Source organism: Rhodococcus sp. NPDC058521, assembly GCF_042719695.1.
Classification (GTDB): Bacteria; Actinomycetota; Actinomycetes; order Mycobacteriales; family Mycobacteriaceae; genus Rhodococcus_F.
Genome location: NZ_JBHXNL010000007.1, coordinates 162,590 through 185,277 on the forward strand (window position 1 = coordinate 162,590; position 22,688 = coordinate 185,277).

Here is a 22,688-nt window from a genome sequence, read left to right on the forward strand (position 1 = left end):
GCACCGACGAGCGTGGCAAAATGGTACGTATGTTCAGCGCTTCTCGTCGCGCACTGCGGCGATTTCACGGGCACCGGCGACCGGTGCCCGTGAACTGAACAGCTCACGAGCCTCGAGGTCCCACCCGGATCCCGGGGCTCTTTTCGTCAGTGAGCCTGGATCGGTAACGACCCGAGCCGAAACAACGATCCAAGTTCTGAGAAGAGGAGACGAACCCATGAGCATTCAGACCGTCACGGAAGCCTCGACGGAGACCCCTGTTCCGACCACCGAGGCAGAGATCGACGAACTTCGTCGCGAGATCGACCGCCTCGACGCCGAGATCTTGGCCGCGGTCAAGCGCCGCGCAGAAGTGTCACAGCTGATCGGCCGCACTCGTATGGCATCCGGCGGTCCCCGACTCGTTCACAGCCGCGAGATGAAGGTTCTCGAGCGCTACAACGAGCTCGGCCAGGAAGGCCACACCCTCGCAATGTTGCTGCTTCGTCTCGGACGCGGACGTCTCGGGCACTGACGCTCTTCACGGTTCCATCCTTCGCGCGACCTCGTGCATCCGAACAGTCGTTCCGGTGCATGAGGTCGTTCGCGTGTCAGGACTGTAGAGCGATGTACTTGGTCTCCAAGTACTCCTCGATGCCCTCCGAGCCGCCCTCACGGCCGAATCCCGAGGATTTGATTCCACCGAAGGGTGCCGCCGGGTCGGAGATCACTCCCCTGTTGACGCCGACCATGCCGGTCTCCACCGCCTCGGCCACCCGGAGCGCTCGATCGAGATCACGGGTGTAGATGTAGGACGCAAGTCCGTACTCGGTGTCGTTGGCGGCAGCCACACCCTCGTCCTCGGTGTCGAAGGTGGTCACCGCAGCCACGGGACCGAAGACCTCCTCCTTCAAGATCCTGGCGCTCGCGGGTACGTCGCCGAGTACCGTCGCCGGGTAGTACCAGCCGGGCCCCTCCGGTGCCTTGCCGCCGAGAAGCACCTTCGCACCCGCAGCCACCGCGTCGTCGACCAACTCCGACACGGTTCGCAGCTGCTTCTCGCTCACCAACGGCCCGAGTGTGGTGGAGGAATCCGCGCCCGGCCCGAGCACGAACTCACTCATCTTCTGCACGAGCTTCGCGGTGAAGTCCTCCTCGACGGACTCGGCCACGTGGAACCGATTGGCGGCCGTGCAGGCTTCGCCTCCGTTCCGCAGCTTCGCGAGGATCGCGCCGTCGACGGCGGCGTCGACGTCCGCATCGTCGAAGACCACGAACGGTGCGTTTCCTCCGAGTTCCATCGACGTGCGCAGGAGACCCTTCGCGGACTTCTCGACGAGCATCCTGCCCACGCCGGTCGATCCCGTGAACGTGAGCTTGCGCAGTCGCGGATCCTCGAGCAATGGATCGGTGATGTCGCCGGATCGCGATGTGGGCAGCACCGACACCACACCCTTCGGAACTCCGGCATCGCTCATCAGCTTCGCGAGGTACAGCAAGGTGAGCGGGGTCTCCGAAGCCGGCTTGACCATCATGGTGCAGCCTGCAGCCAGGGCGGGAGCCAGCTTGCGGGTTCCCATCGCCAATGGAAAGTTCCACGGTGTGATGGCCAGACACGGCCCGACGGGCTGCTTGGTGACGATGATCCGGCCGGTGCCTGCCGGAGCCTGGGTGTAGCGTCCGGCGACCCGCACGGCCTCCTCGGCGAACCATCGGAAGAACTCGGCGCCGTACTTGATCTCGGCCCGACTCTCGGGCAATGCCTTACCCATCTCCAGGGTCATGAGCAGTGCGAGTTCTTCGGTGTGCTCGACGATCCTGTCGTATACGCCGCGTAGCAGCTCACCGCGTTCACGGGCCGGCGTGCCTGCCCAGTCGGCCTGCACCGCCACTGCCGCATCGAGGGCGCGGCGGGCATCGTCCGGGCTCGCGTCGGCAACTGCGGTGAGGACGTCACCGGTCGACGGGTCGTGGACATCGAAGGTGGCACCTTCCTCGGCGTCCACCTCCTCGCCGCCCAGGAACAACTTGGTCGGGGCCGATCGAATGAGCTCGAGTGCATCCATGACCTCCATCATGCGCCCGATGTTCAGGGAACGGGCAGGCGCCGAGTAAGGGCTGGTGAAGGACAACGCGGGACGATTCGGACGCCAGACACTAAGCTCGACGATCGTGAGCACAGACATAACTCGAACCGACGCCTGGCAGAACCTTCGCGCCCATCACGCCGGTATCGAGTCTGTGCACCTGCGAAAGCTCTTCGCAGACGACCCCGATCGCGGCAGCGAGCTCCAGGTTAACGCCGGGGACCTGTACATCGACTACAGCAAGCACCGCGTCGACCGCGAGACCCTCGCCCTGCTGCTCGACCTCGCTCGCACGGCCGGCGTGGAGGAGCGCCGGGACACCATGTTCGCCGGCGGACACATCAACACGTCGGAAGACCGTGCAGTGCTGCACACTGCCCTTCGGCTCACCCGCGACGCGACGCTCGTCGTCGACGGCGAGAACGTCGTCGCAGACGTCCACGAAGTTCTCGACCGCATGGGCGATTTCACCGACCGAGTGCGGTCCGGGGAATGGCGTGGCGCCACCGGCAAGAAGATCGAGACAGTCGTCAACATCGGCATCGGCGGATCCGATCTCGGCCCCGTGATGGTCTACCGCGCCCTGCGGCACTACGCCGATGCCGGTATCAGCGTTCGCTTCATCTCCAACATCGACCCGTCCGACCTTGTGCGAAGTCTCCACGGACTCGATCCGGCGACCACTCTCTTCGTCGTCGCGTCCAAGACCTTCTCGACACTCGAGACCCTCACCAACGCGACCGCCGCGAAGCGTTGGCTTCTCGATTCGTTGGGTCTCGAAAACGACGCGGTGGCAAAACATTTCGTGGCCGTGTCCACCCACGCCGAACGTGTCGCGGAGTTCGGCATCGACACCGACAACATGTTCGGATTCTGGGACTGGGTCGGCGGACGCTACTCCGTCGACTCCGCGATCGGCCTGTGTGTGATGGCAGCGATCGGTCGTGAACGGTTCGCGGAGTTCCTCGCCGGGTTCCACGAGATCGACGAGCACTTCCGCACGGCACCCCTCGAGCGCAATGCCCCGGCGATTCTCGGGCTGCTCGGACTCTGGTACTCCAATTTCTTCGGCGCCGAGTCACGTGCGGTGTTGCCGTACTCGAACGATCTCGTGCGTTTCGCCGCATACCTGCAACAGCTCACGATGGAGTCGAACGGCAAGTCCGTTCGCGCAGACGGCAGTCCGGTTTCGACGTCGACCGGCGAAATCTTCTGGGGCGAGCCGGGAACCAACGGTCAGCACGCCTTCTATCAGTTGCTGCACCAGGGAACTCGCCTCGTTCCCGCCGACTTCATCGGTTTCGTCTCGCCCACCGACGACCTGCCCACGATGGACGGCACCGGCAGCATGCACGATCTGCTGATGAGCAACTTCTTCGCGCAGACGAAGGTGCTGGCATTCGGGAAGACGGCCGAGGAGATCGCCGCGGAGGGCACCGATCCCGAGTTGGTTCCGCACAAGGTCATGCCAGGCAACCGCCCCTCGACCACCATTCTCGCGCCGAAACTGACCCCGTCGGTCATCGGCCAATTGATCGCCTTGTACGAGCATCAGGTGTTCGTCGAAGGCGTCGTGTGGGGCATCGACTCGTTCGACCAGTGGGGTGTCGAACTCGGCAAGACTCAGGCGAACGAACTGCAACCCGTGCTCACCGCGCAGGAGGCCCCCGAACCGCAGGACGACTCGTCCACCACAGCCCTGATCGACTGGTACCGCAAAGGCCGTGGCCGCGCCTAGGCGGCTCCGCCGCCCGTGAGTGGCCCACGAGTCTCTGGACTCGCTAACCACTCACAGACGTGGGGCGTGCAGCGTCCAGTTCTCGGTCGTGTACTCGCGCCCGCTGCGGTCCACCAGCCGGGCCCGCAAATCGTGCTGCTCGATCCATCTGATCGCGCCGATCCGCCGGGCCAGCGCCGCCTCGGCCGCCGCGTACGCCCACAACGGGTCGGCCGCGACCACGGTCACTTGTTCCCACTCCGTCTCGTTCGGCAGCGGGTCGTCGGCCGCACCCGATCGGCCCACGGTGGCCATCGCCGTCCCGTTGACCAGTTCGACGACACCGTCGGATGGCACATCGATCTGCCACCCGCCCGCCGGACAGTGCCCCGCAGTCGCGACCACTTCTCCGATCCGCACGGCCGCACCACATTCGAGCTCCGTAGCGACCAGTTCCGCTGCACGGGCGACCGTATCGGCCTTCGCCGTTTCCGTGATGTCGAAAGACGCACCCCACGGCGCGAAGACGATGTCGTCGTCGATCTGCACGTCCTGGTACGTCGGTACCGGATGTACGGGCGGAATCTTCTCGTCGTCGAAGCGTGCCGCCGCCAGCGGACCGACGACACCGTCGGTCATCCGGGCCGCCCACAACGCCGACCGCAACAGGGCCGACATTCGTCTGCTCACTTTCACCGGCTCACCCTGCGAAAGGTTGACGGCGTGGATCTCGGCGTCGCCACGCCGAAGATCGCACACCGACTCCGTGTCCTCGATGACCCGGGCGATCAGTGCACTTGCAGCCGACAGCGCCGCGCCCTCGGTCACGTCGACCTCGACCACGGAATCCCACACAACCCACTGCTCGGCACTGACCATGTCCTACTCCGTGCGCTAGTCGCAACAGCTCACGTTTCCATTATGCGCCGTTTGTCCAGAGGGGCCTTCCGTCGCTGGTCAGGCGAACTGACCCGTAGACTTCCGGTCGTGGACTCCGGACGCACCCTCGGCGAAGCTCGTCTGGGTGTGGTCGACGAGATCTTCCTCCGTGGCCACCGCGGTTGGGGCAATCTCGTGGTGATGCAGGGGCTGTGGCGGTGTGCGGATCGCATCGAGCCCGCCCTTCTCGCCTCGGTACACGACGCGCTCGCCCATGGACGCCTAGGACGACGAGTAGTACGTTCCCGAGTCCCGCTGGCGAGGCCGCGGTTCGTTCCCGACGCCTCGACCTTTCCCGTCGAGTACCGCACGGTCTCGGACCTGACGACCTGGGCGGACGAGCAGGCCGCGCACGACGTCGATCCGGAGAACGGTCCCGGGTGGCGTATGTCGGTCGCACGTCTGGAAGACGGCGGTACCGCGGTGTCGTTGGTGTGCTCCCACGTGATCGCCGATGCCCGCGGCCTGGCTTCTGCAATCGAGTCCGCGTTGACCGGGGCTGAGCCGGTCGAGATGCACCAATCAGCCACGTCGGATGTTCGTGACGCTATGGCGCTCGTCGGCAGGGTCGCGACGAGAACGCTTGCCGCAGTAGTCGGGTTGATCAGACACCCCGAACGACGTCACGAACTCCGCAGCAGGACCCCGGAGGCGTCGATCTCTTCGCCCGAGGCATGCACCCGCCTGATCGTCGAGCTGGACGCAGATGATTGGCGGGCAGCAGCCGAGCGGGACGGCGGCACTCCGAACAGCCTGTTCATTTCGGTGATCGCCGAACTCGCGCGTACACACCCCGACGACACCGTGGTCGTCAGTGTTCCGATGGACATGCGTTCCATTCCGGGAATCGACAACGCGGTCGCAATGGTGGAGGTCGAAGTTGCAGCGCAGGATTCGGGAGGACGAGTCCGAGACAACAGTCGAGCTGCTTACGCATCCCCACCGATGTCGAGTCCGGCGGGCTTCCCCGACGAATTGCTCCAAGTGGTTCCGGACCGCGCTGCACACTCGCTGTCGAGTTCGGCCGGCGAGCGAGACGCTCTGTGTTCCAACATAGGTCGACTTCCCGAGGGCGTCCGGACACTGGGCCCGCACACTGCAGGCAGTATCGCCACCAGGGCCGTCCACCCCGGTCCACTTCGCACGCGGTCCCGAATCTTTGCTTTCTTCAACGAGTTCGACGGCAGCTACACCCTTGCGTTGGAGAGCACCGTGGACCGATCGCGGGACCAACTCCGTCGCCGCACGGCCGACGCGCTGAATCGAAAGGGCCTACGCCCCCGATCCTGGTGAAATCTACTGCCCGAACGTCGACCGAAGGTTCGCGTTGACGAGTGCGTTGAGGCGCTTACGCATTCGAACCACCGTTTCGCCGTCAGGACGTGCCTCGTCGACCAACAGAGTCCACCTCAGGATCGAGCACCCTGGGACGTTGTTCGTCTTCGTGCATCGTCAGCCACGGACATACAGGATCACGATCGGGGTGGATCAGTGCGTCGAACACTGTTCTCTTGGGCGGCGGTAGTGTCCGCTGCCTGGTCGCGACTTCGATCACGCGCCGACCATAGCTGGTCACCATAGGGCTGACGAGCGGTTTCCGGATCGCCGTAGGTGACTGCGCGTTCGCGACGCGAACCGGTGGCGAGAGTGGCGGCCCAGTTCAGGAACGTACTCATCCGGTTTCGGGGACTCGCGAGGAACGCGATGTGTATGACTCCCCACGACACCCAGCCGACGAAACCGGACAGATTGATCGGCCCCACCTGCACGATCGCCTGTCGTCGCGCGATGTACGCGGCGGTGCCGAGGTCCCGGTATTTGAACTTCCGGCGTGGGGTGCCTTTGCCGAGTACGGCCCGAACCTGCTTGCCCGCGAATCGGCCGCCCTGCATGGCGACCTCGGCCACGCCCGGAAGTTTGTCGAGTGACATGAGATCTCCGACCACCCATACGTTCGGATGGCCGGGAACCGTCAGATCCTCGAGCACGGGGATTCGTCCACCCGAGTCCGGCTCGACGTCGAGCGCCTTCGCCAGCTTCCCTGCGAAGGGCACGGCCTCGACACCGGCTGTCCACAGCACGGTTTTCGCTTCGTATCGCGTCACCGTCTTCGGCTCTGCCTTGGCGGTCGTCTCGACGCCCGTCTCGGACACGTCGGTGACATGAACACCGAGATGGGTTTCGACACCGATGTGATCGAGCGTCTTCTGAGCCGTCGCGGACAACCTGCGATGAAACGCCGGAAGTACCCGGTCACCGCCATGGAACAGCAGCACTCGCGCCTCGGACGGGTCGATCTCGTCGAATTCGTGTGCGAGCGCGCGGGTGGCGAGTTCGCGAATCTGGCCCGCGAGCTCGACTCCGGTCGGACCTCCGCCGGACACCGCGAACGTCAACCACGGCCGGCGCTCCTCGGCAGTCGGAAGCGTCTCGGCCATCTCGAAGGCGGTGACGATCTTGCGCCTGATGGCCAGCGCGTCGTCCAGTGTCTTCATGCCCGGCGCCCATTGGCTGTACTCGTCGTGTCCGTGGTACGACTGCCGCATTCCGGCCGCGACGATCAGATAGTCGTACGGCAGCGTGAACTTCGATCCGTCCAGCCGGATCGCGGTGAGCTCGCCTGCTTCCGGATCGATCGAGTGTGCCTCACCCAGAATCACCCGCAGACTCGGCCCCTTACGGAGAAGTGACCGAAGTGGGCTGGTGATCTCGCCCTGGGACAACAACCCTGTGGCGCACTGATAGAGCAGCGGCTGGAACAGATGACTCGTGCCGCGATCGATCAGGGTGACTTCGGCGCCCACGTCGCGCAGTTGTCGCGCTGCATGGAGGCCACCGAATCCACCACCGACGATGACGACGCGCTTGCCCATACTCGAAACCTACGCCCTCCCCCTGTGCGTGGTCAGCGAGTCCAGAGACTCGTCAACCACTCACAGGGGTCAGGCGAGGCGGGCAGTGAGTGCGTTGGGGAGGAATCGGAATGCGACGTCGACAACGCGCCACTTGAGACCCGGGAGCGCTACTCGCGTCGATTCCTTCTCGATGGCGGCGACCATCGCGTCCACGCCCTCCTTCAGGGTCGCGGTCATCTGCGCGCTGTCCCCTGCCTTCGACGACATGTCCGTTGCAATGAATCCGGGGAGCAACGTCGTCACCGAGATGTCGGTTTTCGCGAGCTCCGTGGACAACGATTCTCCGAGCGAGGCGACGGCGGCCTTGCTCGCGGAGTACGCGGCCTTCGGTCCGGTCAGCCCTCGGTCGGCACTGATCGAGGACACCAGCACGAGGTGCCCTGCGTTCTGTCCCCGGAACGTGTCGAGCGCCGCCTCGCACTGGGACAACGCACCGACGAAGTTGGTTCGTGCGGTAGCGAGGTTCGCGTCGGCACGGCCCGTACCGATCTTGGCGCCCTTTCCGAGCCCCGCGTTCACGATCACCCGATCCAGCCCGCCGAGTTCGTCCCTGAGTTCGCCGAATACGCGCACGACGGCCTCGTGGTCCGTGACGTCGAGGGCGCGCACCGCGATGCGAATGTTCGGATGCGATTGCTTCAGCTTCGCCGCCAGCACCTCGAGGTTCTCGAGACGCCGTGCGCACAACGCCAGGTCCCGACCCATCGCGGCGAAGCGTCGCGCCATCTCCTCTCCCAGACCCGAACTGGCACCGGTGATGAGGATCTTCTGCCGTTTCATGCAGACACCGTATCGGGTCGGCCGATGCGGCTTACCGTGGAGCAATGGACGAATTCGATGTCATCGTCATCGGAGGCGGGCCGGCAGGCGAGAACGCGGCCGACTACGCAATCGCAGGCAGCACTCGGACCGCAGTGCTGATCGAACACGAACTCGTCGGTGGCGAATGCTCCTATTGGGCCTGTATGCCGAGCAAGGCGCTCCTGCGTCCGGGGCAGGTTCTCGGGGCAGGCCGCAACATGCCCGGCGTGCGCGCCGACGGTCTCGACGTTCCCGCCGTTCTCGCTCGCCGCGACTCGTACACCAGCGGTCACGACGATTCCTCGCAGGTGAAGTGGGCCGAGAACCAGGGCATCGAGGTGCTGCGCGGGCACGCTCGGATCAGCGGCGACCGCACCGTCACCATCGACGGCGTGCGGACGCTCCGCGCCCGTGAGGCCGTCGTCCTCGCAACGGGCACCGGTGCATCGATTCCCGGCACCCCGGGACTGAAGGAGTCGCGGCCCTGGACCTCGAGGGACGTGACGAATCTGCGCGAGGTCCCACGCCGGGTGGTGGTCGTGGGAGGTGGGGTCGTGGCGTGTGAGGCCGCGACCTGGCTCCTCGATCTCGGAGTGGAAGAGCTGACCCTCGTGGTTCGTGGCCACGGACTCCTCCCGCGAATGGAGCCGTCGGCCGGAGACCGGGTGGCCGAGGCCTTCCTCGCCCGCGGCGCCTCGGTGCTACTCGGCACCGAGGTGACCTCCGCGTCACGGCCGGGCGTCGCGGACACGGGAATCGGACGCATCCACGGCGGACCCGTCACCGTCGAGGTCGCCGGCGGGGACTCGATCGAGGCCGACGAGATCGTCGTCGCCACCGGCCGAGTACCGAACACTGCCGATCTCGGTCTCGACCCGAGCCTCCTGGACGACCGCGGCTACATCACCGTCGACGACACCCTGGCTACCCCGAACGGCTGGCTGTACGCCGTCGGCGACTGCAACGGGCGCTCGCTGCTCACCCACATGGGCAAGTACCAGGCTCGCGTGTGCGGGGACGTCATCGCCGCGCGGGCGGAGAACCGGGACCTCGACCATCCACGACTGCGTGCTTCGGCCGACCACGGGCAGGTTCCGCAGGTGGTGTTCACTGCCCCCGAAGCCGCATCTGTGGGCATGACCGAGGCCGAAGCCAAGGAGGCGGGGGTGGACGTCGAGACCGTTCAAACGGACATAGCGGTCGCGGGCTCCGCCCTTGCTCGCGACGACTTCTCCGGGCACGCGAAACTCGTCATCGATCGGTCAACCGACACCCTCGTCGGTGCGACTTTCGTGGGGACGGAGGTGTCGGAACTGGTCCACGCTGCGACCGTGGCCGTGGTCGGCCGGCTCGGCATGGACACTCTGTGGCATGCGGTTCCTTCGTATCCGACCGTCAGTGAGGTGTGGCTGCGCCTGCTCGAGGCGCGAGGCTGACTCTCAGGTTCACCCGACATCGCTTCCGTATAGTCGCCGCCATGGCGCGCAGCACAATCGTGGACACCACCGAGGGACCCGTTCGCGGGCGTTCGTCTCATGGCCTCATCGCCTGGCGCGGCATCCCATATGCGGCACCGCCGGTCGGAAAGGACCGATTCCGCGCTCCCCGCCCGCCGAGTCCCCGCCAGGACGTGCTCGACTGCACCGAATTCGGCAGTGCCGCTCCGCAGCGCAAGCTCTACACGATCCTCCGGCCCGGCAAGTATCAGCCGACCAGCGAAGACTGCTTGACGGTCAACGTGGTGGCGCCCGACAGTAACGCCGACCGCAAGCGGCCCGTGATGGTGTTCATCCACGGCGGGGCGTACATCCTCGGAAGTTCGGCAACCGGCTTGTACGGTGGCTCTTCCCTTGTGCGCCGCGGGGACGTCGTGTACGTGTCGCTCAACTATCGACTCGGCGCCTTCGGCTACCTCGACTTCAGCCGCTACTCCACCCCCGAACGCCCCTTCGACTCCAACCTCGGCCTCCGCGACCAGGTCGCCGCCCTCGAATGGATCGAACGCAACATCGCGGCATTCGGCGGCGACCCCGACAACATCACCCTCTTCGGCGAATCCGCCGGCGCCAACGCCGTCACCACCCTCATGACCACCCCCGCAGCCGAAGGACTCTTCACCCGCGCCATCGCGGAAAGCTCCGCACCGGGACTGGTCACCTCCGCGGAGCGGGCGGCCGGATGGGCGGCAGACTTCGTCGATCTCCTACCGATGGAGGTCGACGACCCGGTCGAAGCTCTCGAGACCGCGACGCCCGGACAGCTCGGACGGGCCGCCAATCGTCTCAACGCCAAGGTCGTCTCGGAGACGCCCGGCCTGCACCCGTTCGGTCCGGTGGTCGACGGTGACTTCCTGCCCCGATCACCGCTCGACGCGTTCGCCGACGGTTCTGCTCACCGAGTGCCACTGATCATCGGCAACAACTCCCGCGAGGGGACGCTCTTCACGAAATTCCTCGGGGGCCTCCCGACCACGCCCGATCGAATCCACAAGATGTTCACCCTCACCGATCCGGACGCCGAATCACGGGTCACCTCTGCGTATCCCGGCTATCCGAGCGAATCGACGGCCGTCGACATCGGGGGTGACGTCACGTTCTGGGCGTCCTCGATCGCCATCACGGAATCTCACGCGAATCACGCGCCCACCTACAGCTATCGGTTCGATTTCGCGCCGAGAGCGCTGAACCGTCTCGGACTCGGGGCAACCCACGGTTTCGAGATGTTCGCGGTGTTCGGTTACGGCCGTAGTGCGCTGGGACGCGCAATCACCCTGCCCGGTGGACGTCGAGGTATGCGGGCCGTCACGGACGCAGTGCAACAGCACTGGTTGTCCTTCGCGCGTAGCGGTGTCCCGTCGAGGTCGTGGCCCGCGTACGACACGGGCACGCGCGCAACGATGATTTTCGACGAGAAGAGCACGGTTCGAAACGATCCACGTCACGAGCGCCGGCTCGCATGGTCGGGATATCAGGGGTACTGGACCACCGGTCATCAGAACGAGCAGACGCACGACAAGCAGGGGGAACATGCCGGACGTGAATGAACGGTCGACGCACCTTCGGGTCGTCACCGATGCCGGTGAGGTGCTCGGCAGGGAGGTCGACGGCGTTTCCACCTGGCGTGGAATCCCTTACGCCGCACCACCGGTCGGCCCGGACCGCTTCCGTGCACCGAAACGAGCGACACCGTGGTCGGGTGTCCTGAACGCACACGAGTACGGACCGCACTCCGTTCAACCTTCGGTGAAGTCCAGCGAGGACTGTCTGCTGTTGAACGTGGTCACGCCGCTGGGAGCACCCAACGACGACCAACCCCCACGGGCGGTGATGGTGTTCGTCCACGGGGGTGGGTACTCGGGCGGCTCGTCCGCATCAGGGTTGTACGGTGGCTCTTCCCTCGTGCGCCGCGGGGACATCGTCTACGTCTCGCTCAACTACCGACTCGGCGCCCTCGGCTACCTCGACTTCAGCCGATACTCCACCCCCGAACGCACCTTCGACTCCAACCTCGGCCTCCGCGACCAGGTCGCCGCCCTCGAATGGGTCAGGCGCAACATCGCCGCATTCGGCGGCGACCCCGACAACGTCACCCTCTTCGGCGAATCCGCCGGCGGGGGCGCCGTCACCACCCTGATGACCACCCCCGCAGCCGAAGGACTCTTCACCCGCGCCATCGCGCAGAGCCCCTGGTCCGCCGCCGTGTACGGAGCCGACCGAGCCGCACGGTGGGCACACGAGTTCATCGAGACCGCGGGCGTCGACGATGCCGAAGCCTGCGACTGGCTGTCCACCACCGAACCGAAGCGCCTCGCCGAGATCGGTCGCACCCTCGCGGGCAGAGTCGCCGACGACGAGCCTGGCACCAGAGTGTTCGCACCCACCGTCGACAGTGACTTCCTACCAGAACATCCGATGGACGTCTTCGCTGCGGGCAAGGCACATCCGGTGCCCCTGATCGTCGGGACCAATGCGCACGAGGGTCGGGTCTTTCCGTTCTTCCTGAACATCTTGCCCACCGACCGAAATCGGATCGAGCGGATGTTCGCGGGCGCCGATTCTGCTGTCGTGCAGAAAATCCTCGACGCGTATCCCAAGTATCCAAAGCGTTTCGCCGCGGCCGATCTCGGAGGCGACATGATGTTCTGGTTGCCCTCGATCGCGGTGACGGAGGGGCATTCCCGCACGGCACCGACGTATTCGTACCGCTACGACTTCGCCACCCGTCTGCTACGCATCACCGGCTTCGGCGCAACCCATGCAACCGAGATGTACGCCGTGTTCGGCCTCTCCGGTCTGTGGCGGCGAGTCTTGACGTTGCTCGGTGGTGCGGATGCATTCGCCCGGGTGACGGATTCGGTGCAGAATCACTGGCTCCACTTCACGAAACACGGTGCACCGGAATCCGATTGGCCCACCTACGACGCCGAGGACCGAAAAACTCTACTGTTCGACGACGTCGATCGTGTCGAACGCGATCCGCGCCGTCATCGGAGGTTGGCATGGGAAGGCTACGAGTACCCGCGGTGACGCCGGACGCCGTTCGCTCACTTCAGCAGGCGTGACATTCTGCGATCCGCCAGAATCTTTCCACCGGTCTGGCAGGTCGGGCAGTACTGGAACGATTTCTCGACGAACGACACTTCCCGGACGGTGTCCCCACATACCGGGCACGGCAGTCCGGTCCGGGCGTGCACGCGCATTCCCGCTCGCTTCTCGCCTTTCAGTCTGGCCGCATCCTGGCCGAGAGACCGTGAGATGGCGTCGGTGAGCACCGTACGCATCGTCTCGTACAGGGCGTGGACCTGCTCCTGTGACAGTGCGCGTGACGTGGCGAACGGTGAAAGCTTTGCCGTGTGGAGGATTTCGTCGGAGTAGGCGTTGCCCACGCCGGCGAGGAGTGACTGATCCACCAGTGAGTTCTTGATGCGTGCGGTCGTCGATCCAAGGATCTCGGCGAACTCCGGTTCGGTGACGGTCAGCGCGTCCGGCCCGAGCCGGGCAATTCCGGGGACCTCCTGCGGATCGCGCACCACCCACACCGCCAACCGCTTCTTGGTTCCTGCCTCGGTCAGGTCGAAGGCGGGCGTCCCCCCCTCCGGTGTGAAGAAGTGGACGCGAAGCGCCAGCGGCCCCTTACCCGGTTTCGGAGGCGCCGACGAGGGGTTGTCCGTCCACCGCAACCAACCACCCCGCGACAGGTGGGTGATCAACGAGAGTTCTCCGCACTCGAGTGCGAGGTGCTTTCCGTATCGGGATGCCCCGGTGACGTCGCGCCCCTGCAGATCGGTGATGGGCGGATCGAACGTCTTGAGAACGCTGAGTGCGGCCACGTCGATGCGTCCCACGACCGCGCCTACCGCGTGGTTGCGCAGGAATCCGGCGAGTGCCTCGACTTCCGGAAGTTCGGGCATAGCCGAACACTACCCACGTCGAAGCATGTACGTGTCCATGATCCAGCCCTTGCGTGCCCGAAGTTCGGCGCGCACCCGCACGATCTGCTCTTCCACCTCGCGCAGGTTGCCCGAGACGAGTACCTCGTCGGGAGTTCCGAGATATGCACCCCACCAGATGTGGACGTCGTCTCCTGGAACCTGGGTGAACGTGCAGTGCGCGTCGAGCATCACCACCACGTTGTCGATGCCGTCCGGCAGGCCTTCGGCCAGGCGGCGTCCGGTGGTGATGTGAATCGGCTCCCCGACGCGGTGGAGAACAGTGCGATGCGCCGCGGCCAGGGCGTGGACACTGGTCACGCCCGGGACCACGGACCACTCGAACGTGACGTTGCCCCGGGCGAGGACCCGCTCGACGATCCTGATGGTGCTGTCGTACAGCGCCGGGTCACCCCACACGAGGATGGCGCCGACGTCCTCGCCGGTGGCAGCGAACTCGGTCTCGAACAGGGCTGCCCGCTTCTCGTGCCAGTCCTCCACCACACCTCGGTAATCGGACGGCGTGCGGTCTCGCGGTGGATCGACGATGTCGACAACCCGGTGCGGGTGCGTGACGTGCTCGGCGAGCAGACCGGTGCGCAGGTCCACGAGTTCCTGCTTCTCGTCCCCTTTGCCGATCACGAAGAACACGTCGGCCGTGTTCATCGCCTTGACAGCCTGGACCGTCACTTGATCCGGGTCGCCGACGCCGATGCCGATCAGGAGTAGTTCACGCACCCTCGAACGGTAGCCCACAATGGCTACCGAACCACTGAGGAAACGATGCGGAAGGAAGTGACCGTGGTGATCGGCGAAGCCCTCATCGACGTCGTACGTGACGTACGCGGCGGCATAGCGGAGTACGTCGGCGGTAGCCCACTCAACGTAGCGATCGGGCTCGCGAGGCTCGACCATCCGGTTTCCTTCGTCACTCGCGTCGGAGAGGACGCACGGGGTGATCGAATCTGCGCCCACCTCGAAGCGTCGGATGTACAACTCGCGGCCGGCAGCGTCACCGCCTGTCGAACCGCGACAGCACAGGCCACGCTCGACTCGGCGGGTTCGGCGACCTACGAATTCGACATCGACTGGGACCTCGAGGGCATGCAGCAGCCGCCGCCACCGCGCTGCGCCCACACGGGTTCCATCGCAGGAGTGATGGAGCCGGGGAGCACCGCCGTAGCCGAGTTGCTCGACAACTACCGCGGCTCCGCGACGATCAGCTACGACCCGAACGTACGGCCCGACCTCTTCGATGACGCACCGAACGCGCGAGAGCGAATTCGGAAGTTGGTGTCCCTTGCCGACATCGTGAAAGTCAGCGACGAGGATCTACGCTGGTTCGACCCGGCAGACGAACCCGAAACCACCGCACAGCAGTGGCTTTCAAGCGGTGTGGCCGTTGTCGTGGTCACCGCCGGAGCTGACGGAGCCTTCGCGCTGTCCGACGCCGGTCGCGTCGACGTCACCGCACGGAACGTTCAGGTGGTCGACACAGTCGGAGCCGGCGACGCCTTCATGGCCGGACTGCTCGACGGATTCGCGGCACAGGACCTTCTGGGTGCCGACCGGCGTGATCTACTACGCGCCGTCGACCGTTCGACGCTTCTCGACGTGATGACCAACGCCACAACAGCATCTGCGCTCACGGTCTCGAAGGCCGGAGCAGACCTTCCGACCCGCCGGATGCTGACCGACGCTGTAGGACTACAGCGATGACCGACGCCCCTCCCGAGGCGATTCGGCTCGACGGCGCGACAGTACGCCGCGAGGCTGTCGCGGACGCACCTCGGATCGCGAGGGTGATCGACGAGAACTTGCCGCGACTGTCATTCTGGATGGACTGGGCCACCCCCGAAGTCGCGAACACCGCAGCTCAAGTGGCGAGGATCGACTCCGCACATGCGAAGTGGACTGCGCGCGAAGCCTTCGACTACTTGATTGTCGATATCGAGGACGAAGTTCTGGGCAAGATCGGGTTCCCCCGCAGAATCGGCGCGGATGCACTGGAACTCGGCTATTGGCTCACGCAGGGCGCCGAAGGTCGCGGGCTGATCACCCAGGCGGCAAGGGCCCTCACCCGCGCCGGGCTGCAGGTGGACGGAATCGAGCGCATAGAGATCCATTGCGACGAGGCGAACACCAAGAGCAGTGCGGTACCGCATCGTCTCGGTTATCGCCTCGATCGGATCGTAGACTTCCCCGTCACCACCGAGGGCCAGACAGGCCGTCAGATGATCTGGGTCGATCCCGCAGAGCACACACCCCCGTCGTAGACCGATTTCACTGGAACCCACTCATTCCTCGGCGAGCTGCGTCCGCAACTGACCCAGGGTTCGCGCCAGTATGCGCGAGACCTGCATCTGAGATACGCCGACACGGCTTGCTATCTCGGTTTGTGTCATCGAACCGAAGAATCTCAACAGGAGCACCCGACGTTCGACAGAAGGGAGCTTCTCCAACACGGGTCTGATCGCGTCGTGAATCTCCACGTTCGCCAGTTCGGCGTCGTCCTCACCCACCATCTCCGACAGTGACAAATCGTCCGAGTCGCCGAAGGTGGCATCCATCGACAAGGTCTGATAGGCATTCTTGGCCAGTAAGCCCTCCGAGACCTCGCGGATGTCGATCCCGAGTTCGGCTGCAATCTCGCGTGCGGAAGGTGAACGTCCGAGAGTCTGCGACAAACTGTCCACAGCTCGGTTGATGTGCGCGTTCAACTCCTGAACTCGACGCGGAACTCGCATCGACCAGCCGGCATCTCGAAAGTAGCGCCGCACTTCGCCCATGATGGTGGGAACCGCGTAGGACACGAACTCGAACCCACGCTCGGGCTCGAATCCGTCGATCGCTTTGACCAGCCCGAGCCGAGCGACTTGTACCAGATCGTCGAGAGCCTCACCCCGCCCGTCGAATCGCCGCGCAATGTGCTCTGCCAGCGGAAGACACCGGGTGATCGTGGCTTCACGAAGCTGGGCAGCAGCCGCCGAGGACGCGTCCAGTCCCGCAAGCCGAGACAGTGTCGGCGCCACGTCCTTGTAGTCGTCCCGCTCTCTCCGGCGCCGCTCGCCGGGCAGGGAGGCGTTCGCCATCTAGCCGTTGTTCCTTCGCTTGACCAATTCGATCGTCGTGGACTGCTCCCCCGTGTCGATCAGGTCGCGCGATACCGAGACACTCGACATCAACGTCTCCAGTACGTGCCACCCGAAACTTTCGTGGTCGGGCACACGAGCGGCTCCGGTAAGCGAACGGAGCGTGATCCGGATGTCGGCCTCCGTCACGGCGAAAGCGCAAACGAGCTCCTCTCCCGTCGAGGCGGCGGCGATCAGTTCGGAGCACACTTCGTCCACCGCGAGCTTGATGTCGGCTACATCGTCGAAGGGGTAGTCTGCGAGGATGGCGAGAGTTTCGGTGACCGCGCGTACCACTGCAAGCTGCTCGAACTCTGCTGCGACGTGCAGGACCACAGGCGTGTCCGACCTAGCCTTCATTGACGTCACCTCGTCCACATTGCCCATCTGATCTCCACATCCGCGTTTCCGTCCCAACATCTCTTTTCACTGCAGAATACCCAGCTGCGGCCGTCCGCAATCGCTTGTCGAGTGTGGGCCACGACCCTGGGTCGGCGGCCGGCGCCTGGAAGTCATTTCCTCGCACGGACCACCACCAATTCTTCGGTGTGCTGTCCGGCGCCGATGAGACCACGAGCTTTCAGAAGCGCACTGCGAGACCTCATCACCGCACCGAAATCGACTTCTGCCCGCGCTGCGACAGCCACCGCGAGCCCCTTCTCCTCGAGCATGGACTGCGTCTTCTCCACACCGGTCAACGCCGACTGGACCAAGAGCAACACCCCGGTCGGCGCGAGCAGTTCCGGCGCATGTTCGCAGACGCGGTCGAGAAGGGCGCGCCCGTTCTTGCCCGCGTCCCACGCCCTTGCGATCCCTCCGGTCGGCAGGACATCGTCGTCCGCCGGAACGTACGGGGGGTTGGACACGATGATGTCGAAGCATCGGCCCCGAACCGGATCGACAAGATCGCCGCGGAGGACTCGAACGCGATGACCTCCGATGCGAGCATTGATCCGTGCGTTCGTCGTTGCTCGCGGCGACACGTCGACAGCTGTCACCCGGCCACCCGCCGCGGCGGCGCTCACAGCCAATGCCCCTGTACCCGTGCACAAGTCGAGGACGCGCGTATTCGCGGCGATGTCCTCTCGCCTCAGTGCGTCCGCCAGTAACCATGTGTCCTCCTGCGGAGGGTAGACGCCCGGAAGACGGAAGACCGACCTCGTCGACCCGGGTTTCGTGACCGTGGCCTTCGGTCCACTGAAAAGCCCCGACAGCGTTCCGATCCGGACTGAATTCACGTGAGGCTCCTCGGTGGGTTCGGACGAGTCCGTCGCCGTGTGCCCGAAGTCGTGCGCAAATAAACTCCGTCCGGTCGACACCGTTTCAGGCGTGCCGAAGGAGCGCTGCACATCCGTCGGTCGGCGCGATCCGCTCGTCGACTCTGACGAGCCGACCGCCCAGCATCAATGTTGCAAATGGCAGCGCCTCGTCGGCACGGCGCGTGCTCGTAGTGGACGATCCGAGTTCGGACAGTCGACCGGCTTCGACGGCGACCCAGGTCGGCTCGTCTCCCACGAGCACCGTGCGGTCGGCGATATCACCCATGACGAGCGTTTCCACGTTTCCCGCCCGCAACGCATCACACACGGCATCGAGCCCTTCTGCAGCCAAACCGGAATTACGACCCAGTTCAGCGCGCACCCGCTGCGCGATATCGTCGATCTCCGCGACTCGACGTTTCGCGAATTCCTCCGCGACCGCGGCACGGATGGCATCGGTGTCGGCACCGGCCGCCCGCGCTCCGACCTGTAGTTCGACGGTCAGCGTCCGCGCATGTTCCGACAACGCTCCGAACAGCTCCTCACGAGTTCGCGTCTCACCCACGAGAAAGATCGGATCCGGACCGTACTGCGCCACCAACTTGTCGATTCGGTGGGCGACCTCGGACACGTTACGGCGCATCGCCTCCTCCGCCCGTGGTTGCGGATCACCGTATCCGGACGTCTCGGCACCGGCCGCCTTGTGCACCGGATAATCGCTTCCGCTGAGAGTTTCGGAAACCACCGTGCTCTTACCGAAGTGGTGAACCGACAGGTCTGCGCCTTCGTGATCCACGAACACCAGCAAGTAGGTTCGCCCAGTGGCACCGTGTTCGATCACCGGAACGAGATACGGGAGGTCCGAGTGCCGCGCTTCCGTTGCGTCCGGCGGCCGTAGAAGGGGCTCGTCCAGCAGAACCGTTTCCTCGTTCGCAACGACAGCACGCCCGCTACGACCCACCGCGGGCGTTGCCTGCTCGAACGCAGTGGTCACGGTTTCGAGCGACTTCGCCGAAGCACCTTGTTCTTCGAGGCGAGTCCGAATATCCCGGAGCTCCAACTCCAAGCGTTTTGCTGCGTCTTCGGTTTCGTGCGAATCATCGAAGTACACCGACGAGAACGGACCCGAGGCGGTGGAGAGGTTGTGAAAACGGTTGGTGTGCACAGTCTGGCCTCCAATCCATGCAACATTCACCGACCGTGTGCCCCGAAGTCGCCGGGACAAACACATCCAGGACGGTTCAGTCGGGCCAACTCCAATCCGCTACCTCCGGAATGTCGGCGCCATAGCGCCGCGTCCACGCCCTGGCGTTCGCTCTCGCATCCACCATGTCCTGCCGCAGACCCGCCGCGTTCTCGCGTAGGTGTGGCACTCGATCGACGACATCGATCACGAGGTGATAGCGGTCGAGATCGTTGAGCATCACCATGTCGAAAGGGGTGGTGGTCGTCCCGTTCTCCTTGTATCCACGGACGTGAATGTGGTGGTGAACCGCTCGGCGGTACGTCAACCGATGAACCAGCCACGGATAGCCGTGGAAAGCGAAGATGACGGGCCGGTCTCGTGTGAACAACGTGTCGAACTCTCTGTCGGGAAGGCCGTGCGGGTGCTCCGTCTCGGGCAGTAGCCGCATCAGATCCACGACATTGACGACCCGGACCCGCAGGGAAGGCAGCTTGTTTCGCAGAATAGCTGCGGCAGCGAGAGTTTCGAGTGTGGGCACGTCACCGGCACAGGCCAGCACGACATCCGGCGTGGTACCGACATCGTCGTTGGCGCCCGCCCAATGCCAGCTTCCGACGCCACGCGCACAGTGCAGTGCAGCTTCGTCCGCCGACAGCCAATCGGGCTGTGGTTGTTTCCCTGCGACGACGACGTTCACGTAGTGACGCGAACGCAGGCAATGATCGAACGTCGACAGCAATGTGTTGGTATCCGGTGGCAGATACACCCGCACGATTTCTGGCTTCTTGTTCACGACCAGATCGAGAAAACCCGGGTCTTGATGGGTGAACCCGTTGTGATCCTGTCGCCATACGTGCGAAGAGAGCAGATAGTTCAGACTGGCGATGGGACGCCGCCAGTCCACCCGAGCGCTGGCGTCGAGCCACTTCGCATGCTGATTGAACATGGCATCGACGATGTGCACGAACGCCTCGTAGCAGGTGAAAACGCCGTGCCGCCCGGACAACAGATATCCTTCCAGCAATCCTTGGCACGTGTTTTCGGACAGCACCTCGACGACTCGACCGTCACGAGAAAGGTTCTCGTCGGTACTCGCTATCCGCGTTTCCCAACGCCGGCCCGTGACATCGAGGATGGCCTGCAGACGGTTGCTGGCCAACTCGTCCGGCGCAAAGGTGAGAAAATTGTCGGTGTTGCGCGCAGTGACGTCACGTATCCATCCACCCAGCACGCGCGTCGGCTCGTGGTTTGCGCGCCCCGGTTCGGGCACATCGACAGCATGATCTCGCCAGTCGGGCAGACGTAGATCACGCAGCAGCAGTCCACCGTTGGCCACAGGACTGGCGCTCATCCTGTTCTCGCCGGACGGGACGGAGTCGAGAATTTCCCTCGATGGTCGGCCGTCGTCGTCGAAAAGCTGCTCGGGCCGGTAGGACTGCAGCCATTGCTCGAGTGTTCTGCGGTGCGTGTCGTCGGTGCGGGCTGTGGGCAATGGCACCTGATGAGATCGAAAAGTGCCTTCGACCTGCTCGCCGTCCACCGTGGGTGGGCACGTCCACCCCTTCGGCGTCCGCAGGACGATCATCGGCCACCGCGGCGTGGCGTCCTCGTCGCCGACGTCCCCGTCGCGCCGCGCCCTTCGTTGAACGGTTGCTATGTGGTCCAGCGATTCGTCCAGCGCCGCACTCATCGCCTGATGCACTTGTGCCGGATCGTCCCCCGAGACGATGTGCGGTGTGTAGCCGTAGCCAGTCAGCAGCTCGATCAGCTGCGGTTCCGGTATGCGGGCGAGGAGCGTCGGGTTGGCGATCTTGTATTCGTTCAGTGCGAGAATGGGCACCACTGCACCGTCTCGCGAGGGGTCGATGAACTTGTTCGCATGCCAACTCGTTGCCAACGCTGCGGTTTCCGCCTCACCGTCGCCTATGACGCAGAAGACGGTCAGGTCGGGGTTGTCGAGGGCCGCGCCATATGCGTGCAGCAACGAATAGCCGAGTTCGCCACCTTCGTGGAACGATCCGGGCGTCTCCGGTGCGCAGTGGCTCGGTACCCCACCGGGAAACGAGAATTGCCTGAAGAAGGCGGACATCCCCTCCGCGTCCTGCGGAATGTGGCTGTACAACTCGGAATAGGTGCCCTCGAGCCAGGCGCAAGCATTCGGCCCGGGCCCTCCATGACCAGGACCTGCCACGAACGCCGCATCGAGATGGCGCCGAGTGATCTGCCGGTTCGCGTGCGTCCAGACCAAGTTGAGACCGGGAACCGTCCCGAAGTGCCCCAACAGTCTCGGTTTGATGTGCTCAGGCCGCAAAGCCTCGCGCAACAGCGGGTTGGCCATGAGATAGATCTGGCCGACCGACAGATAGTTCGCCGCACGCCAGAATGCGTCGATACTCTCCAGTTCCGAACGTGCAAGGGGCCCCGGGGCATCACCGAGATCGTAAGGATGGGGCGCCAGCGTCTTCCGACCGTCCACATTGGTATCGGTGTCGTGAGAAGAGCGGTCGGCGGCCTCGTCCTCACCGAGAGCACGTTCGATCATCTCGAGCGCGTGGGTAGTGGCGGCGTCCACGATTGCTTCCGGACTTCCTGAGAACCGACGCAACTCGGCGATCGTGTTCCCGTCGACGAACAAGCCGAACCATACCGTGCCGGGAGGGTCACCTTCCTGGGCGTCCGGCCCGCCGACACCAGTCACGGCGAGCGCGATGTCCGCATCCAACAGGTCGGCCACCGAGGCGGCCATCGCCCGCGCGCTCTCATCGCTCACGCCAGCGCCCGGCACGTCGAGTATCCGGTGTTTGACCGACGAAGAGTAGGCGACGACGCTACCCCTGAACCACTCCGACGAGGATTGTGCTCCACCGAGTACGCACGAAATGCGGCCCCCGGTCAGTGATTCCGCCGCAGCGACAGCAAGTTCGCGGCGCCGGGCCGCTTCCGAGATTCTGTCGGCCAACCGGCTCTGGCTCGTCATGAGACCTCGTTTCGCTCGACAGTAGAACCCGGTGGTCGACGTCGCTTGCGATGACTCGTGTCGCACAGTGGAAATATCTTGCTCCGACGACACCGGCAGACTGCCACGACGAATCGGTCGGAGGACACCACGTGGCCGTCCGGCATCGTGATACTCACGGGGCCGCGCACCAGCGTGGGCCCGCCGAGTACCCGTCGAACGCATTCGACCTCCGGCGCGTTCCACTCCGGAATGTCACTTCGGGCGTCGGAGTTGTCCGTCATCGGATC

20 protein-coding genes are annotated in these 22,688 nt (G+C 64.7%); 8 read left to right on the forward strand and 12 right to left on the reverse strand.

Annotated features, from left to right (window positions below):
• Positions 1-217: 217 nt before the first annotated feature.
• Entirely contained in the window at positions 218-514 is a 297-nt protein-coding gene (locus ACFWO3_RS13705) for a chorismate mutase (protein ID WP_378578205.1), read from the forward strand.
• A 76-nt stretch (positions 515-590) separates the two neighbouring features.
• Here ACFWO3_RS13705 and ACFWO3_RS13710 read toward each other — a convergent pair whose 3' ends face one another.
• Positions 591-2,045: an NAD-dependent succinate-semialdehyde dehydrogenase gene (locus tag ACFWO3_RS13710; RefSeq protein ID WP_378578363.1), complete on the reverse strand. Its 1,455-nt coding sequence runs from the start codon at positions 2,043-2,045 to the stop codon at positions 591-593.
• 106 nt (positions 2,046-2,151) lie between these two features.
• Between ACFWO3_RS13710 and pgi the strand changes: the two genes are divergently transcribed.
• Positions 2,152-3,804, forward strand: a complete 1,653-nt coding sequence (gene pgi / locus ACFWO3_RS13715) for a glucose-6-phosphate isomerase (RefSeq protein WP_378578207.1) — start codon at positions 2,152-2,154, stop codon at positions 3,802-3,804.
• Positions 3,805-3,855: 51 nt separating this feature from the next.
• Here pgi and ACFWO3_RS13720 read toward each other — a convergent pair whose 3' ends face one another.
• Entirely contained in the window at positions 3,856-4,662 is an 807-nt protein-coding gene (locus ACFWO3_RS13720; RefSeq protein WP_378578209.1) for an FAD:protein FMN transferase, read from the reverse strand.
• A 108-nt stretch (positions 4,663-4,770) separates the two neighbouring features.
• On the opposite strand from ACFWO3_RS13720, the gene ACFWO3_RS13725 reads away from it, so the two are divergent.
• Positions 4,771-6,015, forward strand: a complete 1,245-nt coding sequence (locus tag ACFWO3_RS13725; RefSeq protein ID WP_378578211.1) for a hypothetical protein — start codon at positions 4,771-4,773, stop codon at positions 6,013-6,015.
• Positions 6,016-6,194: 179 nt separating this feature from the next.
• Here ACFWO3_RS13725 and ACFWO3_RS13730 read toward each other — a convergent pair whose 3' ends face one another.
• Together ACFWO3_RS13730 and ACFWO3_RS13735 are read right to left on the reverse strand one after the other, a co-directional pair.
• A complete protein-coding gene (locus ACFWO3_RS13730) occupies positions 6,195-7,595 on the reverse strand; it encodes an NAD(P)/FAD-dependent oxidoreductase (protein ID WP_378578213.1) in 1,401 nt (466 codons plus the stop codon).
• A gap of 69 nt (positions 7,596-7,664) precedes the next feature.
• Positions 7,665-8,417: an SDR family oxidoreductase gene (locus ACFWO3_RS13735; protein WP_378578215.1), complete on the reverse strand. Its 753-nt coding sequence runs from the start codon at positions 8,415-8,417 to the stop codon at positions 7,665-7,667.
• Positions 8,418-8,461: 44 nt separating this feature from the next.
• Here ACFWO3_RS13735 and ACFWO3_RS13740 point away from each other — a divergent pair, with 44 nt between their 5' ends.
• The 3 genes from ACFWO3_RS13740 to ACFWO3_RS13750 are packed head-to-tail and all read left to right on the forward strand — an operon-like array spanning position 8,462 to position 12,964.
• Positions 8,462-9,874 carry a dihydrolipoyl dehydrogenase family protein gene (locus tag ACFWO3_RS13740; protein WP_378578217.1) on the forward strand — a complete coding sequence of 471 codons (1,413 nt, stop codon included), beginning with the start codon at positions 8,462-8,464 and terminating at the stop codon, positions 9,872-9,874.
• A gap of 41 nt (positions 9,875-9,915) precedes the next feature.
• Positions 9,916-11,481 carry a carboxylesterase/lipase family protein gene (locus tag ACFWO3_RS13745; RefSeq protein WP_378578219.1) on the forward strand — a complete coding sequence of 522 codons (1,566 nt, stop codon included), beginning with the start codon at positions 9,916-9,918 and terminating at the stop codon, positions 11,479-11,481.
• Positions 11,474-12,964 carry a carboxylesterase/lipase family protein gene (locus ACFWO3_RS13750; RefSeq protein ID WP_378578221.1) on the forward strand — a complete coding sequence of 497 codons (1,491 nt, stop codon included), beginning with the start codon at positions 11,474-11,476 and terminating at the stop codon, positions 12,962-12,964. The genes ACFWO3_RS13745 and ACFWO3_RS13750 overlap by 8 nt, the downstream gene beginning before the upstream one ends.
• A gap of 17 nt (positions 12,965-12,981) precedes the next feature.
• On the opposite strand, the gene ACFWO3_RS13755 is transcribed toward ACFWO3_RS13750, so the two are convergent.
• Both ACFWO3_RS13755 and cobF read right to left on the reverse strand, forming a co-directional pair.
• Positions 12,982-13,848, reverse strand: a complete 867-nt coding sequence (locus ACFWO3_RS13755) for an Fpg/Nei family DNA glycosylase (RefSeq protein ID WP_378578223.1) — start codon at positions 13,846-13,848, stop codon at positions 12,982-12,984.
• Between the two features lie 9 nt (positions 13,849-13,857).
• Positions 13,858-14,604, reverse strand: a complete 747-nt coding sequence (gene cobF, locus ACFWO3_RS13760; RefSeq protein ID WP_378578225.1) for a precorrin-6A synthase (deacetylating) — start codon at positions 14,602-14,604, stop codon at positions 13,858-13,860.
• A 45-nt stretch (positions 14,605-14,649) separates the two neighbouring features.
• Between cobF and ACFWO3_RS13765 the strand changes: the two genes are divergently transcribed.
• Entirely contained in the window at positions 14,650-15,585 is a 936-nt protein-coding gene (locus tag ACFWO3_RS13765; RefSeq protein ID WP_378578227.1) for a carbohydrate kinase, read from the forward strand.
• The gene (locus ACFWO3_RS13770; RefSeq protein WP_378578229.1) at positions 15,582-16,142 is read left to right on the forward strand and encodes a GNAT family N-acetyltransferase; all 561 of its coding nucleotides are present in this window, start codon (positions 15,582-15,584) and stop codon (positions 16,140-16,142) included. Before ACFWO3_RS13765 ends, ACFWO3_RS13770 begins: the two co-directional genes overlap by 4 nt.
• A 21-nt stretch (positions 16,143-16,163) precedes the next feature.
• On the opposite strand, the gene ACFWO3_RS13775 is transcribed toward ACFWO3_RS13770, so the two are convergent.
• The 6 genes from ACFWO3_RS13775 to ACFWO3_RS13800 form a co-directional block, all read right to left on the reverse strand.
• The gene (locus ACFWO3_RS13775; protein WP_378578231.1) at positions 16,164-16,958 is read right to left on the reverse strand and encodes a SigB/SigF/SigG family RNA polymerase sigma factor; all 795 of its coding nucleotides are present in this window, start codon (positions 16,956-16,958) and stop codon (positions 16,164-16,166) included.
• Positions 16,959-17,357 carry an ATP-binding protein gene (locus ACFWO3_RS13780; protein ID WP_378578233.1) on the reverse strand — a complete coding sequence of 133 codons (399 nt, stop codon included), beginning with the start codon at positions 17,355-17,357 and terminating at the stop codon, positions 16,959-16,961. It abuts the gene before it with no gap.
• 152 nt (positions 17,358-17,509) lie between these two features.
• Positions 17,510-18,211 carry a HemK2/MTQ2 family protein methyltransferase gene (locus ACFWO3_RS13785; RefSeq protein ID WP_378578365.1) on the reverse strand — a complete coding sequence of 234 codons (702 nt, stop codon included), beginning with the start codon at positions 18,209-18,211 and terminating at the stop codon, positions 17,510-17,512.
• A gap of 109 nt (positions 18,212-18,320) precedes the next feature.
• Positions 18,321-19,421, reverse strand: a complete 1,101-nt coding sequence (locus ACFWO3_RS13790) for a hypothetical protein (RefSeq protein ID WP_378578235.1) — start codon at positions 19,419-19,421, stop codon at positions 18,321-18,323.
• Between the two features lie 76 nt (positions 19,422-19,497).
• Positions 19,498-22,419 (reverse strand): phosphoketolase, encoded by a 2,922-nt coding sequence (locus ACFWO3_RS13795; RefSeq protein WP_378578237.1) that lies wholly within the window; start codon positions 22,417-22,419, stop codon positions 19,498-19,500.
• Positions 22,416-22,682: a CDGSH iron-sulfur domain-containing protein gene (locus ACFWO3_RS13800; RefSeq protein WP_378578239.1), complete on the reverse strand. Its 267-nt coding sequence runs from the start codon at positions 22,680-22,682 to the stop codon at positions 22,416-22,418. Before ACFWO3_RS13800 ends, ACFWO3_RS13795 begins: the two co-directional genes overlap by 4 nt.
• Positions 22,683-22,688: the final 6 nt, after the last annotated feature.